Origin of the sequence: Halosimplex litoreum, assembly GCF_016065055.1 — an archaeon.
In the GTDB taxonomy this organism is placed as follows: domain Archaea; phylum Halobacteriota; class Halobacteria; order Halobacteriales; family Haloarculaceae; genus Halosimplex; species Halosimplex litoreum.
Genome location: NZ_CP065856.1, coordinates 880511 through 894468, shown reverse-complemented (window position 1 = coordinate 894468; position 13958 = coordinate 880511). Strand labels below are relative to the sequence as shown.

Below are 13958 nucleotides of genomic sequence, written 5' to 3'. Positions count from 1 at the left end.
GGTCGCATCGCTCGACCGATCCGTCCGAGGGAGTCATACGTTTTCCGGTGAGTGGACCGGCGACCGAGGCGGTCGCGGAGGGGCCCGGGGCCGCCCGAGAGCGCAGACGGAGGGCTTTATTCCGAGTCGGTCCCTCGCTTCGAGTATGAACGCGCAGGTGGACCCGGCGCAGGTGGCGGCGGTCGCCGAGGCCGCTGCGGACGGCATCGAGTTCGACGGGTTCGCGGCCGAACGGGAGGGCGAGGGGTACGTCCTCGCCACCGACGAGGGGTCGAAGCGGGTCGTCCACGACGACGACCTGAGCGACGCCGCGACCGACTACGCCGCCCACGTCACCAACTGGTACTTCTGGCACGCAGAGGCGCCCCAGGCCGACGAGCGGTGGGCCTTCCTCCGCTGGCTCGAACGCGCCGACGACGAACGCGTCCCCGACCGCTACGACGCGCTCGAAGCGGGCGTCACCCGCGAATGGGGCCAACTCCGGATCACCGTGACCGCCGACGAGACCGGGACGCGGCGCTACGAGCTACGACACGTCGACGATGCCGACGCCGACCCGGCCGACCTCGACGACCACGACGACCCGCTGGACGCCCGGGACATCGCCAAACACGACGACCGCGACCGCTACCGGCCGCTCAAGACGGCGCCGACGCTACAGACCGGCTGGCGCTTCCCCGACCTGAGTCCCACCGACCTTGTCACCGCCGTCGAGCGGTTCTACCCGGCGACGGTCGCCAACTGGTACCGCGAACGCGCGGGCGACCAGGGGGAGCCCGCGGACGGAACGAGCGGGGAGGACCGACCCGCGAGCCGCGAGGCCGACCTCGATGTCACGCACTGGCGCGACACCGTCGACCGCCAGAGCGGGATCTACGGCGTCGTCAAGACCTGGGACCGCGGCGAGGGCTACGAGCACGTCAACTGGGTCGCCGAGGCCTGCTGCGACGATTCGCAGTGTCTCAAACGACGCGAATGGGAGTACGACGAGGAGACCGACCTCGACGTGGACGGCGGCGACGGTGAGTTCCCGTGTCGCGAGCCCTGCTCGGTCGTCGTCTCCGCGGCCCGTCGGTGGACGAAACTGGAGGGCGAACAGTCCCGGACCTACGAGTTCGAGCTCACGCCGAGCGAGAAAGAACAGGTCGAGGCGATCGTCGACGCGGTGGCCGACGGCCGCGCCGACGAGATCCGCGAGGCCGACGTGAAAGACGACGCCAACCGCTATCGCGCGCGGTTCCTGCGGGCAAAGCGGTTCGACGACGAGGGGAACCTCTCGGGCGTCCCGACCGAGCCCGAGGTGGCCGACGCCGAGGGTGCGGACGACCAGTCGGCCGACGAGGCCGAGGAAGACGAGGAAGCGAGCGAGTGAGCGCGACGGCAGGGCCGCACAGTCCGACGGTTACTCCCCGGCGAGCGCGATGTAGACGGCGACGAGGACGCCGACCAGCACCGCGAGCGCGCCGGCGACGACGACGACCTCGTCGACCAGTAGGGCGAGGGCCGTTGCGACGCCGAGCGCGACGACGCCGAGCGCGAGGACGACCAGCTGGGGGCTGGCGGCGAGCGCGCCCGTCGCGGCGCCGTCACTGCCGGCGTCGGACTGGCGGGGCTGGGGCTGTGAGAGGGACTCGTCGACTTCGACGGTCCGTTCGGTCTCCTCGGGCTCGGTGATCTGGACGGTGACGTAGCGGGTCTCGGCGCCGTAGGCGGAGGCGATCTTCAGCGTTCCGGTCGCCTCGCCCGCGCCGTCGACGCTGACGTGGACCGTCCGTCGGCTCTCGCTGTCGACGAAGTGGTTGCCGGCCTCGACGGTCGCGATCTCCGAGAGGTCGTCGTCGAGGTGGATGTGGACGTGGACCGACCCGCCGTGGTTGACCACGCCGACGTCGAACGACCCGTCCGTCTCGAAGGCGTCGGGTACCTCCAGCGCGTGGAGCGACTCCCGGTTGACGTGGACGGGCAGCGTATCCCCTGGCACGTCACTCAGTCGGCGCGGCCGATAGAAAAAGGTTCAGGGCCGTTCCGCCTCAGGCCGGCGCTTCGTCGCGCATGTCCGGCGGCAGCAGGTTCGGGATGCCGTCCTCGATCGGATACGTCTCGCCGCACTCGGTGCAGGTCAGCGTCCCCGTGACGATCTCGCCGTCCTCGCGCTCGGTCGCGTCGAGTTCGAGGTCGTGCTTGTCCAGCGGGCAACAGACGATGTCCAGCAGGTCCTCTTTCATACCCGCACCTCCGGTACGGTGGCAAAAAAGCGTGCCGGACGGGTGGCGAGCGCCTCGAACTTCGGCTCACCCCCCGCGATCGACCGGCCGGGAGATGCCGGCAGCAGCGCTATCGGGTCCACGACGATAGTGACTGCATGGCACACGTCGCCGAAGAACCGAAACGATACGTCTGCGAACGCTGCCAGATCGTCCACGCCGGGACCCCGATCCACGAGTCGGGCGGCGACCACAGCTTCGAACCGCCGGCGTCCTGCGGTGGGTGCGACAGCTCGTCGTTCGTCGAGTTCGGCGACTGGGTCCACCACCACGCGTGAGCGGGCGGCGGCCGGGCGGTCGTTCGTCGCGTCGGCGCGGTCGGTTCGTGGCGGACGGTCAGTCGCCGGTGAGTGGTCCGACCCGTCGAACGTCGGCCGCGAGCCGGTCGGCGTGCTCGAGGCGTATGTCACGAGCCGTGTCGGGCGAGACCGTCGCCCGGCCGTCGATCTCGTGGGCGACCGGGTCGTAGGCGTCCACGTCGAACCCCATCCGGTCGAGGTAGTTCCGGATCGACGCCGAGGCCAGGCCGTCCCGGATCGCGTCGTTGACGTGGCCGATGATGGCGTCGAACTCCGGCAAGACGATCTCGTCGTGACCGATCCGGCCGCGGTCGCCTTCGATTCGCACCTCGACCTCGTCCAGACGCTCGACGAGCGCGGCGAGCCGGTCGGCGAGGCGGACCACGTCGCTCGGGAGCGCGGTGTCTGGCGAACGCCACTCGACGGTCGAGAACGGCTCGCGGAACTGCACGGGCGTCCAGACGGCGCTCTCGGGGTCGAAGTGCTCGGCGACCGCGCGGCGCTCGACTCCTGCGTCGATGGCCGCCGTCTCGAAGTCCTCGTATCGCCGTTCCAGTCGCCGGGTGTACTCCTCGCGGTCGTCGACATACGGCCACAGCCGACCCTGATGTGGCAGGTCGTCGTAGGCCATCCAGCGGTAGAGTTTCGAACGCGCGCCCGCGGCGAGGCGCTGGCCCCTGAAGTACGGTGAGGAGTTGACCAGCGCCAGCGCCGGGTCGAGCGCGACGAAGGCGTTGTGCTGGTCGACCGCGACGCCCGGCTGTTGCTCGACGTGAACGTGCGTCCCGGCGCAGTGGCGGACGTACTCGAAGTCGGACCCGACGACTCGGTTCTGCACGCGGGTCCGGTCGGAAGGGATCTCCTCTATCGCTTCGGCGTGGACCGGCGTCGCGAGCGGGACGAGCCCTTTGCCGACCTCGTCGGCGCGGTCGAGCACCGCGGTCACGCGCTCGCGGAGTTCGTCGCGCAGGGCGCCCGTCGTCTCGCAGGGTGTCGTCTTTATCTCCAGCAGCGGCTCGACGAACTCGCGCTCGGCACCGGGTGTCGCCTCGACGAGCGACCCCGGCGTCGTCAGTCGCCCCCGCTCGTCTATCACCCAGTACTCGACCTCGACGCTCCGCCGTATCGGTGAGTCGTGTGCTGACACTGTGATCTCGTGTGATTCCGGCCGCGGCCCACCACTGCCCAGCTGTTCGGTGTTCGATATCTGGTACTCGGGCGAGGGTTCGCGTGCCTTTGCTACACATTCGCATGCGGGCGCGACGGAACAAGTAGCTTTCGCGGAGCGGAAAATATTGCGCGGGTCTCGTCCGGGCCCGATCGACCGAGAGGTCCGGCGACCGGCCGGCTCAGAAGGGGTTCTCGCGGACGACCGTCTCTCCGCGACCCGGGCCGACGCCGACGGCGTACACGTCGGCGTCGAGCTCGGTTTCGAGGTACTCCAGGTAGGTCCTCGCGTTCTCGGGGAGCGCGTCGTAGCCCTCGGCGGCGACCTCGGCCCAGTCACAGTCCGCCCAGCCCTCGAAGCTGCGGAACTCGGCCTCGCAGTCGGCCCACCGCTCGGTGGTGGCGGGCATCGTGTCGAGGTCCTCGCCGTCGAGCCGGTAGGCGTGACCGACCTTCACCTCGTCGAGGCCGGCGAGGGTGTCGATGTGGTTGACGGCCAGACCGGTGAACCCGTTGACGCGAGCGGCGTGGCGAAGCATCGGCACGTCGAGCCAGCCGACCCGCCGCGGGCGACCGGTGACGGTGCCGTACTCGCCGCCGGCCTCGCGGATGTGCGTGGCGAGTTCCTCCCGTTCGGTCTCGGGGTTCTCGGGGTCGCCGTCGTAGCCCGGCGTGTCGCCGGGGACGCCGCCGAGTTCGGTGGGCATCGGCCCGCTACCGACCCGCGAGAGGTACGCTTTGACGATGCCGACGACCTCGCCGTCGCCCACGACGCCCGGCGCGACGCCGGATCCGACGGCGGCGCCGCCCGCGGTCGGGTTCGAGGAGGTGACGAACGGGTAGTTGCCGTGGTCGATGTCGAGGACGGTACCCTGCGCGCCCTCGAACATGACGTTGTCGCCGGTGGCCAGTCGGTCGGCCAGGAAGTCGCCGGCGTTGACGGTCATGTCCTCTTCGGCGAGCCGTTCGCCGTAGCCGGCGAACTCGTCGTAGAGGGCCTCGAGGTCGAGCGCCTCGGGGTCTTCGAGGTCCTCGATGTCGAGGTCGTACACCTCCTCGACGAGCGCCCGCTTCTGCGGGACGGCGTACTCCAGGCGGCCGCGGAGCACTTCGGGGTCGAGCAGGTCGCCGACGCGGACGCCGCGGCGACCGGCCTTGTCCTCGTAGGTGGGGCCGATGCCGCGACCGGTGGTGCCGATCTCGTCGTCGTCCTCGCTCTTGACGTCCTCTTCGATGCCGTCGAGGAGGCGGTGATACGGCAGGATGACGTGGGCGCGTCGGGCGACGCGCACGTCGGGATCGAGACCGCGTTCGCGGAGAGCGTCGAGTTCGTCGAACAGCGTGCGGGGGTTGACGACACAGCCGTTACCGAGTACGTTGACCTTGCCGCGGATCGCGCCGCTCGGCACGAGCGAGAGCTTGTACTCCTCGCCCTCGTGGACGACGGTGTGGCCGGCGTTGTCGCCGCCCTGGTAGCGAACGACGACGTCGGCCTCGGCGCCGTACACGTCGACGATGCCACCCTTCCCCTCGTCGCCGAGCTGCGAACCGACGATGGTGACGGTCATACACCCGAGATTCCGTGGGCCGGTGTAAACAGATTACGGTCCGGCGGTCGACCGTCCCTGTGACCGGAATCGTTAACTGCTACCACAGTGAAGCTCGAAACTGATTGCTCGTCGCGCGACCGTCCGACGACGGCGCGACACCCCAAGCCCGTCCGCCCTCCTTCGATTCTCTGCCCGACAGCAACCTTTAAAACCCTCAAACACAAGTTAACAATTGCCATGATAGACAGACTTGAGAAGGAAGTAGACATGCTGGAGCGGCATCTGCAGGTACTGCGGATGGTGATCCAGAACGAACCGATCGGGATCGTGAAGATGTCCAACGAGACGGGCTACCCGCACCACAAGGTGCGCTACTCGCTGCGCGTGCTCGAGGAGGAGAACCTCATCGAGCCGTCGAGCCAGGGGGCTATCACGACCGAACAGACAGGGGAGTTCGTCGAGGACCTGGACGGCAAGATCGACCACATCATCGAGAAGCTCGAAGGGATGAAAATCGAGGAAGCGGCCGAAGTCGAGAACTGATTTTCGGAGTCGTCGCCCGTGCTACAGCTCGGGCACGGCCAGATGGAACTTCTCTTCTCGCGCCTCGACGAGACAGAGGTGATACCCCTGTTTGCGGGTCAGCTTCACGAAGCTCTCGCGTTTGTCACGGCTGAGCAGCCCGCCGCTGGTCGCGTCGGCGGCCGTCTCCAGCGCCTCCGGCTCGAAGAAACTCGACGTGACGAGGAGCGACGCCCCGAGCGACTCGGTCGACTCGCCGACGTGCGAGGACGCGGTGACGAGCGCCGACATCATGCTCTCGGAGGCGGCCTGGCGGGAGTCGTTCATGTTCGCGGTCAGCAGGGCGTTGCCCATCCGGTCGCGCATGACCACGTCGAACGACTCCTGGGACCGGCGCTCCTGGCCGTCCTCGGTGTACTCGGTGCTGACCGACCCGTTGAGTTCGGCGCGGTCGATCTGCGGGATCGCGTCGTACAGGTCCTGCAGCGCCGACACTTTGCCGGTGTCGCGGATCTCGTAGAGGAGGTCGTTGATCACCCAGGTGACGAAGCGGAACTGCATCGTGTCGCGGAGGAACTCGTCGAACGGCCGGCCACCGACCGAGGCCGTCGCGCTGTCGAACTGTGTGTGGTACTCCAGTCCGAGGTTCTCGCCGACCTCCTGGCGGCTCGCCTCGCCGGCGTGGGCCGTCTCCAGCGTCGCCTTCCCCTTGGACTCGTAGCGGACGAAGAGGTTCGTCTGGTCGAGCGCCTCGCCCGGGCTCAGGCGCTGTTCGGCGTCGACCGCCGCACCGAACTCTTCCTCTATTTCGGCGAGCTGCCCCTCGAGCTGCTCGATTTCTGACTGCAGGTCGGCGACCTCGGACTCCAGTCCGTTGCGCTCGCGCTCCAGCTGGTCGCGGTCGGTCTCGACGCGTTCGACCCGCGATCGCAGGTCGTCGCGCTCGGCCCGCACCTCCTCGAGCTGCGATCGCAGGTCGTCGCGCTCGGACTCGGCGGCCGCGAGATCGGCCTCCAGGCGGTCGATCTCGCTCTCGCGCTCGGCGAGTTCGTCTTCGAGGTCGGCTACCCGTTCGTCGGCCCGGGCCGGCCCCGGCTCGCTCGCTCGCGAGTCGGCCGGCACGGCCTCCGTCGTCCGCGGCTCGGTCGGTTCGGACTCCGAGTGCGTCTCCGACGCGCTCGCCGGGACTCGCTGGTCACGGTCCTCGGCTCGACCGCTTCCCCGGTCGTCGGGCTCGCGAGCGACCGAAGCGGAGCCGTCGGTGCGATCCTCCACTGCCGACGCCGCGGCGGCCCCGACACCCGCCGACCCGCCCCCTGCCTGGTCGTCCGAAGCCGCCGTGGTCCCGTCGTCGGACTCCCGCGTCGTCGTCCGCGAGGGGTCCAGCGACGGGATCGAATGGGTCTCCAGCTGGTCGGGGCTCCTGGCGGCTCCCGCCGACCCGGCGGAGTCGGCGCTCCGGTCGACCGCGCGCGACTCCTCCGCGCGGCTCGTGTCGTGGGTCCGGTCCGGCGAATCGGTCGCGGCACGGTCGCGAACCGCGTCTCGGCTCGACCCGCTCGACCGCGCGTCGCTCGGCCGCGACTCGGTCGGCTCGCGCCCCTCGCGGTCGGCCGCGCGTCCGTCGGCTCCGTCTCCTCGGTCGGCGTCCGTCGCCGAGCGCTCGCGTGTGCGGTCGGCTCTCTCTCGCTCCCCGACCGAGGGGCGGTCGTCGGAGCGGTCGGTCCGGTCCCCTCGGTCGCCCCCCTCGCGTCCGTCAGCCGCCGGTCGCTCGGCGGATCCGCCTCCCGTACCGGCCGCCGCGGGATCGTCGACCGAGTCCCCGCCGGCTGCGTTCGCGGCCCCCTCGTCGGGGCCGTCGTCTGTCACTACGCTCGAGTCCCTGGTCGGTTCGTCGGCCGCCTCCGCGGTTCTCGGCGTCGTCTCGTCGGCGGCCCGGTCGGCATCGGCCGACCCGGACTCCGCGGCGGAGTCCGAATCGGAGGGCTCGGGATCCGCGGGGTCCGACTCGGCGGCCCGGGCCGCGTCCTCCGGCTCGGTCCGGGCCACGCCGTCCGACTCGCTCCCCGCGGCCCCATCTTCGGCCGCGGCTGGGTCCGGGTCGGTTGCGGCATCCGGGTCGGCGTCGTCGACCGCGGCTGCCCCTCCGACGGCCGCGCCCCCCGCGGCGGCCGCCGTATCGGTGTCGTCGGCGTCGTCGCCCCCGGTGGCGTCCGTACCGTCGTCGACCTCGGGGAGCTCGACGGGATCGAGTTCCGCGGGGTGGACCGCGAAGATGCCGACCTCGTCGTCGGCGCGCTCGAAGGCCTCGTCGTCGGTGAGCAGCTGGCCGCTGTTGCCGACCCAGGCGACGGCCATCGAGCGTCCGCGGTGGTAGACGACGTAGTAGTCGCCGCTGAGGACGTTCTCCGAGAGTTCGATGAAGCCGGTGAATCCCCCGTCTGCGAGCGTGTCGTCGACCTCGGAGAGCGGCGTGTCCTCCGAGTAGTACTTCCCCCGGACCTCCTCCGAGCGCTCCTGCATGAGCGCGAGCAGGGGGAGCGCGGGCGAGGGCGCCTCGTAAGCGGTCCCCGACGCCCCGTCGAAGTCGTCGATGTCCCCCTCGAGGATGCCGACGGCCGTCCCGTTGAGCATACAGAGCTTGGCGTGGCCGACCTCCACGACGCCGGAAAAGCTCGAATCGGCCAGGTCGTGCAGGCCGCGATAGCCGTCGCGGAACGGCGACGACTCCCACTCGTCGAACTGCTCCACAGCGCGCGTAGTCATTGTGTTGGACAAGCCCCATGCGAACCAAATACTTTGCGCCCACGTTCGACCGGTCGACGCCCGGATCCGCGGCGCCCGCGAACCCGAACCGGCGACCACCGTTCTCGCGTCGACGGCCGACCGCCACTGCGTCGGTGGCCGACTCCCCGCGTCGGCGGCCGACCGCCCACCCAACGCCAGAGACGCCGGTCGTCTCCGAGGTCGTGCGCGCGGGAGTTCGGTGTACCTATGACGGACCGGTTCCAACGCGGGAACATGGAAGAGCAACCGGGACTGTCGGACCAGTATCGGACGGCCAGCCCGTGGCCGCTCCTCGTCGCGGTGGGGTTCGCTCTGGCGGAGGTGGGCGTCTTCCTCGGCGTGTTCCCGCTCGCCGTCGGCGGGGTTCTCCTCCTCGGCGGGAGCGTCGCGGGCATCCTCGGCGAGTCGGGCTACGCTCGCCGCCCCTGGCGGACGCTCGCGCTGCTCGGCGTCGGCTTCACCGCACTCGGTGGCGTCCTCGTGGCGACGCAGGTTCCCGGGGCCTCCGTGGGGCTGCTCGAAGTCGTCACGGAGCCCAACGGCATCGTCGGCCGCGGCCTCGCCGTCGCCGTCGCCGGCGTGATGCTCGTCGCCGCCGGCGTCACCAGCCAGGCCGTCGGCCGGAGTCAGCAAGGAGTCTGAACGGGCCGTCGGGCGGATTCGATCCCACCTCGCCCCCCGCCGAACGGGTTCGCCGCCCAGTCGCGCGCCGCCGGTGCGAACCGACAGTATATTTAGCCGCCTGACCGAATCCCGTGGTATGTCAGAGAAGGTCTTCGACCGCGAGACGCTGCTTGACCTGACGGTCAACTTCATCCCGCTGGGGATCCTGATCTTCTTCATCGGTGCGTTCGCGCTGTTCGCCCCGTGGGGCGTCGACCCGCTGGTCACGGGCCTCCAGTTCGCTATCGTCGGCGTGACCGCCGTTCTGCTCGTCATCCTGACGTACTACGCCGGCAAAGCGATCTCCTCCGCCGAGAACGAGATGGACGTCGACCACGAGTGAGACGGCCGTAGGCCGCGGTCGAGGCGTCGACTCCTCCCGACCGCGCGGACCGCCATCGAACGACGGGCCTCTCTCGCGCTCGAACGATCGCCGCTCGCCACTCCCCCCGCTCCGCGAACCTGTCCTTCCCAGTCGAACACAGCGCCCGATTCTGCCCGCGGCACCCGGACACGCGAACAGGTACTACGGAAGGGTTTCCTAACCATTCATATGGTACCAGTCCCGAGGTCCCTGCATGGTATCAGCGCAGCTCACGCTCACGGTGTTGATGGGGGTTTTCCTCGTCGGCGTCGTAGCGTTTCTCTCACGGGTCGAAGACTGGCGCTCGTATACACCGCTGGTGAGCGGTGGTGGCGGCGGGTACGGTGACGCCGGTGCCGTCGTCCACCGCGAGAAGCCGGCGGGCATCACTCGCTGGCTGACGACGGTCGACCACAAGGACATCGGCATCCTCTACGGCACGTACGCCGTCATCGCCTTCGCCGTCGGTGGCCTGATGGCCTTCGGTATCCGGGTGCAGCTCATCGCGCCGACCGGCGCGGTCTTCGAAAACGGCTTCTACAACGCCATCCTGACCAGCCACGGGATTACGATGCTGTTCCTGTTCGGGACGCCCATCATCGCGGCGTTCGCGAACTACTTCGTCCCGCTGTTGATCGGGGCCGACGACATGGCGTTCCCGCGGATCAACGCTATCGCCTTCTGGCTGCTCCCGCCCGGTGCGCTGCTCATCTGGGCCGGCTTCTTCCTGCCGGACATGACGGGCGCACAGACCGCCTGGACGATGTACACGCCGCTGTCGGCCGAACAGGCCAACCCCGGCGTCGACCTGATGCTGCTCGGTCTACACCTCACCGGGGTCTCGGCGACGATGGGGGCGATCAACTTCATCGCGACCATCTTCACCGAGCGCGACGACGACGTCAGCTGGGCGAACCTCGACATCTTCTCGTGGACCATCCTCACCCAGTCGGCGCTCATCCTCTTCGCGTTCCCGCTGCTGGGCAGCGCCCTCATCATGCTCCTGCTCGACCGCAACCTCGCGACGACGTTCTTCACCGTCGACGGCGGGAGCCCCATCCTCTGGCAACACCTGTTCTGGTTCTTCGGCCACCCAGAGGTGTACATCCTCGTGCTCCCGCCGATGGGGATCGTCAGCTACGTCATCCCCAAGTTCTCCGGCCGCAAGCTGTTCGGGTTCAAGTTCGTCGTCTACTCGACGCTGGCCATCGGCGTCCTGAGCTTCGGCGTCTGGGCCCACCACATGTTCACGACGGGCATCGACCCGCGGCTGCGCGCCTCGTTCATGGCCGTCTCGCTCGCAATCGCGATACCCTCCGCGGTCAAGACGTTCAACTGGATCACGACGATGTGGAACGGCCGCATTCGGCTGACCACGCCGATGCTGTTCTGCATCGGCTTCGTCGCGAACTTCATCATCGGCGGCGTGACCGGCGTCTTCCTCGCCAGCGTCCCCGTCGACCAGATCCTCCACGACACCTACTACGTGGTCGGTCACTTCCACTACGTCGTGATGGGCGCCATCGCGTTCGCCGGATTCGCCGGTATCTACTACTGGTTCCCCATCTTCACCGGTCGGATGTACCAGCGCACGCTCGGCAAGGCCCACTTCTGGCTGTCGATGATCGGGACCAACATCACCTTCTTCGCGATGCTGTTCCTGGGCTACCTCGGCATGCCCCGCCGGTACGCGACCTACGACTTCAACAGCGCCATCGCACCGCTGAACATGGTGACGCTGATGCACCAGGCGGCTTCCGTCGGTGCCGTCATCCTGCTGATCGGCCAGATCATCTTCGTCTGGAACCTGCTCTCCTCCTGGCTGGAAGGCCCCCAGCTCGAGGACCCCGACCCGTGGGACCTCAAGGAGACCGACCAGCACGGCCGCGAGTTCGAGTGGCACGAGCGCCGCATCACGACCGCGCTGGCGGACGGCGGTGAGGAAGAGAAGGCCGTCACGGACGGCGGTGTCGAGAGTGACGCGGACGATGCCGCTTCGGAGCCCCGTCCCGACGGTGGCGAAGTCGTCGACGAGGACGGCGCCGGCGACACCGAGAACTGAGCGCGACCGCGACCGAACGACGTTTTTCCGGAAGATTCGAACGCCACCGAGCTATTCCCCGGTGAGACCCGGCTACGCGACCTCCCAGAGGTGACCGTCGGAGTCTGCGAAATACTCGGAGCACCCGCCCCAGGAAGTCTCCCGTGCCGGCTCGACGATCCGACCGCCCGCGGCCGCCGCCTCCGCGAGGCCCGTGTCGACCTCGTCCTCGCTCGGGACGGTGTGGGTGAGCGTGACGCCGGAGAATCCGGACCCGTCGGCCGGCACGGTCGCGTCTTCCGCGAGGAGGTCCCGCGGGTCCAGCGAGAGTCACGCGCCGTCGAGTTCGAAGAAAGCCACGTCGCTATCGGGCTCCCGGTCCTGTATCGGGAAGCCGAGTCCGTCCCGATAGAACCGGACGGGGTCGTAGAGGGCTCCGACGCCGAGAGTCGCGAGTGAGCGCTCGGGATCCATCACCCCGGATACGGCCCGCCCGGCGAAACGTACGCGTTCGATACCGACCGCGGTCGCCGCTGTCCCGGACCCGCCCCGGAGGACGCTATCGTGGGGCCGCCGCTGGCGAGCCGGTGAACGGGGTGATCTGGGGGTGTCTCACCCGCCCAGCACGAGGACGAAGGTGGAAGCGCCCATCAGCAGCGCGATGCCCGTGAGGACGAACAGCAGGAGTTCTTTCTCCGAGAACCCGGAGTCGTCGTCGAAGTCGCTCATGCTAGAGGATACGGCTGCGATGTGAAAAGGCTAACCACCCGCAGGTCTAACGGCCGGTCGTGACAGCCAACACCGATCGACTGGCGCTCGGCGGGCGGGTCGCGGGCTCGCGCGTCGTCCTGGCGGTGTACCTGGCCGTGCTCGGCGTCGCAGGCGCGATGGGCGCCCTGCTGGGGTACGTCAACCCCGAGGGCATGAACCCGTCCCTGTTCTTCGTCGTCGATTTACCGGCGTCGCCGCTCGGGATGGCGACGTTCGGAGTGGTCACCGTCGGCGTCGGCCTGGGCGTGCTCCTGCTCGCGGTCCGGTACGTCTCGCGCTACGACGAGAGCCGGATCGAATAGGTCGACGCGGGCCGGGGCCGCACGCCGACCGGACGCCGGTTCGGGCGGGCGGTCGAGCGCGCGCGAGTGGCGCGGTGCGTGACCCGAACGAGCGGACGGGGCCGAGAGCGACGCGTCCCGAACACGGCAGGCGTCGATACGGGTGTCGACGGCGGGTCGACCTGCGGTTTGCGTCGAATCGTTAACGGTTTCGGGCGCCTGAGCGGCCACGCGCGGGACGATACAGAAATCTTCAAAGGGCGTCCGGTAGGAGGTTCGAGACAACGATGGCATTGCTCGAGTCAATCGCGTTTGCGCTGTTCGCCATAGTTACACTGGGGAGCAGCCTCGGCGTCGTGTTAGCGCGCGACGTCTGGCACTCGGCGCTGATGCTCGGCGTGGCGCTGCTTTCGGTGGCAGTGTACTACGTCATGCTCCGTGCCGAGTTCATCGCCGCGATGCAGATACTGGTGTACGTCGGTGGGGTCCTCATCCTCATCACGTTCGCCATCATGCTCACGGAGAAAGACACCCAGTCCGACGAGGTGGCGACATGACCTCCCGTCCGCGGCTGGCGACCGACGTGAACTACGTCAACGGGCTGGCCGCGCTGGCCCTGCTGGCCGTCATGGCCTACGTGTTCTTCATGGCGGAGCTGGGCCAGCCCGCCGGCTTCCCCGACGGCAGCATCGTCGCGAGTATCGGCTACGCGATGTTCAACATGGTCGACCAGGCCGCGATCGAGGCCGAGAGCTTCCTGGTCGCCTTCATCATCATCGCGCTGGTTCTCGACGCGGCGCTGGACGGCGCCGTCACGCTCGCACGACGCGAGGACGACGAGAGCGTCGTCACCGCGCTGACCGACGGCGGCCGCCGGCTCGCGGGCCGCGGGGACGACGACCGGACCGACGGGGCGAACGGCTCCGAGGGAGGTGAGGACTGATGGCGATCGCGACCCAGTACTACCTGCTGCTGTCGGCGGCGGTGTTCTGCATCGGCGTCTACGGGGTTCTGACGCGCAGTAACGCCCTGATATTCCTGATGTCCGTCGAGCTGATGCTCAACGCGGCGAACATCAACCTCGTCGCGTTCTCGTTCCACTACGGGAACCTCACGGGGCAGGTGTTCTCGCTGTTCGTCATGGCGCTGGCCGCCGCGGAAGTGGCGGTCGGTATCGGCATCATCCTCGTCCTGTATCGCAACTTCGAGGGTGTGGACGTGACCAAAGCGGCTACGATGAGGTGGTAAG

Annotated in this window: 15 protein-coding genes and 1 pseudogene; 10 read left to right on the top strand and 6 right to left on the bottom strand. The window is 68.8% G+C overall.

What is annotated here, in order from left to right; genetic code table 11:
- The first annotated feature begins 145 nt into the window (after positions 1–145).
- On the top strand, positions 146–1372 hold the full coding sequence (locus I7X12_RS04330; RefSeq protein ID WP_198062642.1) for a DR2241 family protein: 1227 nt from the start codon (positions 146–148) through the stop codon (positions 1370–1372).
- Positions 1373–1402: 30 nt separating this feature from the next.
- Here I7X12_RS04330 and I7X12_RS04325 read toward each other — a convergent pair whose 3' ends face one another.
- Both I7X12_RS04325 and I7X12_RS04320 read right to left on the bottom strand, forming a co-directional pair.
- Complete coding sequence (locus tag I7X12_RS04325; protein ID WP_198062641.1) at positions 1403–1981, bottom strand: DUF7524 family protein; 579 nt, start codon at positions 1979–1981, stop codon at positions 1403–1405.
- Positions 1982–2030: 49 nt separating this feature from the next.
- Positions 2031–2225, bottom strand: coding sequence for a methytransferase partner Trm112 (locus tag I7X12_RS04320; RefSeq protein WP_006885672.1), 195 nt, complete (start codon positions 2223–2225; stop codon positions 2031–2033).
- A 137-nt stretch (positions 2226–2362) separates the two neighbouring features.
- Between I7X12_RS04320 and I7X12_RS04315 the strand changes: the two genes are divergently transcribed.
- Positions 2363–2542: a hypothetical protein gene (locus tag I7X12_RS04315; RefSeq protein ID WP_198062640.1), complete on the top strand. Its 180-nt coding sequence runs from the start codon at positions 2363–2365 to the stop codon at positions 2540–2542.
- Between the two features lie 58 nt (positions 2543–2600).
- On the opposite strand, the gene I7X12_RS04310 is transcribed toward I7X12_RS04315, so the two are convergent.
- Together I7X12_RS04310 and I7X12_RS04305 are read right to left on the bottom strand one after the other, a co-directional pair.
- The gene (locus tag I7X12_RS04310; protein ID WP_198062639.1) at positions 2601–3710 is read right to left on the bottom strand and encodes a glutamate-cysteine ligase family protein; all 1110 of its coding nucleotides are present in this window, start codon (positions 3708–3710) and stop codon (positions 2601–2603) included.
- A 202-nt stretch (positions 3711–3912) separates the two neighbouring features.
- On the bottom strand, positions 3913–5298 hold the full coding sequence (locus I7X12_RS04305) for an adenylosuccinate synthase (protein ID WP_198062638.1): 1386 nt from the start codon (positions 5296–5298) through the stop codon (positions 3913–3915).
- Positions 5299–5517: 219 nt separating this feature from the next.
- Here I7X12_RS04305 and I7X12_RS04300 point away from each other — a divergent pair, with 219 nt between their 5' ends.
- Positions 5518–5823 carry a hypothetical protein gene (locus I7X12_RS04300; protein WP_123533187.1) on the top strand — a complete coding sequence of 102 codons (306 nt, stop codon included), beginning with the start codon at positions 5518–5520 and terminating at the stop codon, positions 5821–5823.
- A 21-nt stretch (positions 5824–5844) separates the two neighbouring features.
- On the opposite strand, the gene I7X12_RS04295 is transcribed toward I7X12_RS04300, so the two are convergent.
- Positions 5845–8568 (bottom strand): DUF7527 domain-containing protein, encoded by a 2724-nt coding sequence (locus tag I7X12_RS04295; RefSeq protein ID WP_198062637.1) that lies wholly within the window; start codon positions 8566–8568, stop codon positions 5845–5847.
- A 255-nt stretch (positions 8569–8823) separates the two neighbouring features.
- Between I7X12_RS04295 and I7X12_RS04290 the strand changes: the two genes are divergently transcribed.
- The 3 genes from I7X12_RS04290 (at position 8824) to ctaD (ending at position 11678) form a co-directional block, all read left to right on the top strand.
- Positions 8824–9231: a DUF7541 family protein gene (locus I7X12_RS04290; RefSeq protein ID WP_198062636.1), complete on the top strand. Its 408-nt coding sequence runs from the start codon at positions 8824–8826 to the stop codon at positions 9229–9231.
- Positions 9232–9349: 118 nt separating this feature from the next.
- Positions 9350–9595: a DUF6684 family protein gene (locus I7X12_RS04285; protein ID WP_198062635.1), complete on the top strand. Its 246-nt coding sequence runs from the start codon at positions 9350–9352 to the stop codon at positions 9593–9595.
- Positions 9596–9830: 235 nt separating this feature from the next.
- Complete coding sequence (ctaD, locus tag I7X12_RS04280; RefSeq protein ID WP_198062634.1) at positions 9831–11678, top strand: cytochrome c oxidase subunit I; 1848 nt, start codon at positions 9831–9833, stop codon at positions 11676–11678.
- A 72-nt stretch (positions 11679–11750) separates the two neighbouring features.
- Here the strand turns inward: ctaD and I7X12_RS20835 are convergent.
- Positions 11751–12131, bottom strand: a pseudogene (locus I7X12_RS20835) (VOC family protein).
- A 314-nt stretch (positions 12132–12445) separates the two neighbouring features.
- Here I7X12_RS20835 and I7X12_RS04270 point away from each other — a divergent pair.
- The 4 genes from I7X12_RS04270 (at position 12446) to nuoK (ending at position 13957) form a co-directional block, all read left to right on the top strand.
- A complete protein-coding gene (locus tag I7X12_RS04270; RefSeq protein WP_198062633.1) occupies positions 12446–12730 on the top strand; it encodes a DUF7520 family protein in 285 nt (94 codons plus the stop codon).
- A 266-nt stretch (positions 12731–12996) separates the two neighbouring features.
- Entirely contained in the window at positions 12997–13266 is a 270-nt protein-coding gene (locus I7X12_RS04265; protein WP_006885661.1) for an NADH-quinone oxidoreductase subunit J, read from the top strand.
- Positions 13263–13652 carry a hypothetical protein gene (locus I7X12_RS04260; RefSeq protein WP_198062632.1) on the top strand — a complete coding sequence of 130 codons (390 nt, stop codon included), beginning with the start codon at positions 13263–13265 and terminating at the stop codon, positions 13650–13652. The genes I7X12_RS04265 and I7X12_RS04260 overlap by 4 nt, the downstream gene beginning before the upstream one ends.
- Entirely contained in the window at positions 13652–13957 is a 306-nt protein-coding gene (gene nuoK, locus I7X12_RS04255; protein ID WP_198062631.1) for an NADH-quinone oxidoreductase subunit NuoK, read from the top strand. The genes I7X12_RS04260 and nuoK overlap by 1 nt, the downstream gene beginning before the upstream one ends.
- The last annotated feature ends 1 nt before the right edge of the window (position 13958 follow it).

What these genes read in the sequence shown, in the direction of transcription:
- nuoK (WP_198062631.1), top strand. Translation starts at nt 13,652, where the DNA reads ATGGCGATCGCGACCCAGTACTACCTGCTGCTGTCGGCGGCGGTGTTC.
- I7X12_RS04260 (WP_198062632.1), top strand. Translation starts at nt 13,263, where the DNA reads ATGACCTCCCGTCCGCGGCTGGCGACCGACGTGAACTACGTCAACGGG.
- I7X12_RS04330 (WP_198062642.1), top strand. Translation starts at nt 146, where the DNA reads ATGAACGCGCAGGTGGACCCGGCGCAGGTGGCGGCGGTCGCCGAGGCC.
- I7X12_RS04295 (WP_198062637.1), bottom strand. Translation starts at nt 8,568, where the DNA reads ATGACTACGCGCGCTGTGGAGCAGTTCGACGAGTGGGAGTCGTCGCCG.
- ctaD (WP_198062634.1), top strand. Translation starts at nt 9,831, where the DNA reads ATGGTATCAGCGCAGCTCACGCTCACGGTGTTGATGGGGGTTTTCCTC.
- I7X12_RS04320 (WP_006885672.1), bottom strand. Translation starts at nt 2,225, where the DNA reads ATGAAAGAGGACCTGCTGGACATCGTCTGTTGCCCGCTGGACAAGCAC.
- I7X12_RS04300 (WP_123533187.1), top strand. Translation starts at nt 5,518, where the DNA reads ATGATAGACAGACTTGAGAAGGAAGTAGACATGCTGGAGCGGCATCTG.
- I7X12_RS04290 (WP_198062636.1), top strand. Translation starts at nt 8,824, where the DNA reads ATGGAAGAGCAACCGGGACTGTCGGACCAGTATCGGACGGCCAGCCCG.
- I7X12_RS04265 (WP_006885661.1), top strand. Translation starts at nt 12,997, where the DNA reads ATGGCATTGCTCGAGTCAATCGCGTTTGCGCTGTTCGCCATAGTTACA.
- I7X12_RS04305 (WP_198062638.1), bottom strand. Translation starts at nt 5,298, where the DNA reads ATGACCGTCACCATCGTCGGTTCGCAGCTCGGCGACGAGGGGAAGGGT.
- I7X12_RS04285 (WP_198062635.1), top strand. Translation starts at nt 9,350, where the DNA reads ATGTCAGAGAAGGTCTTCGACCGCGAGACGCTGCTTGACCTGACGGTC.
- I7X12_RS04315 (WP_198062640.1), top strand. Translation starts at nt 2,363, where the DNA reads ATGGCACACGTCGCCGAAGAACCGAAACGATACGTCTGCGAACGCTGC.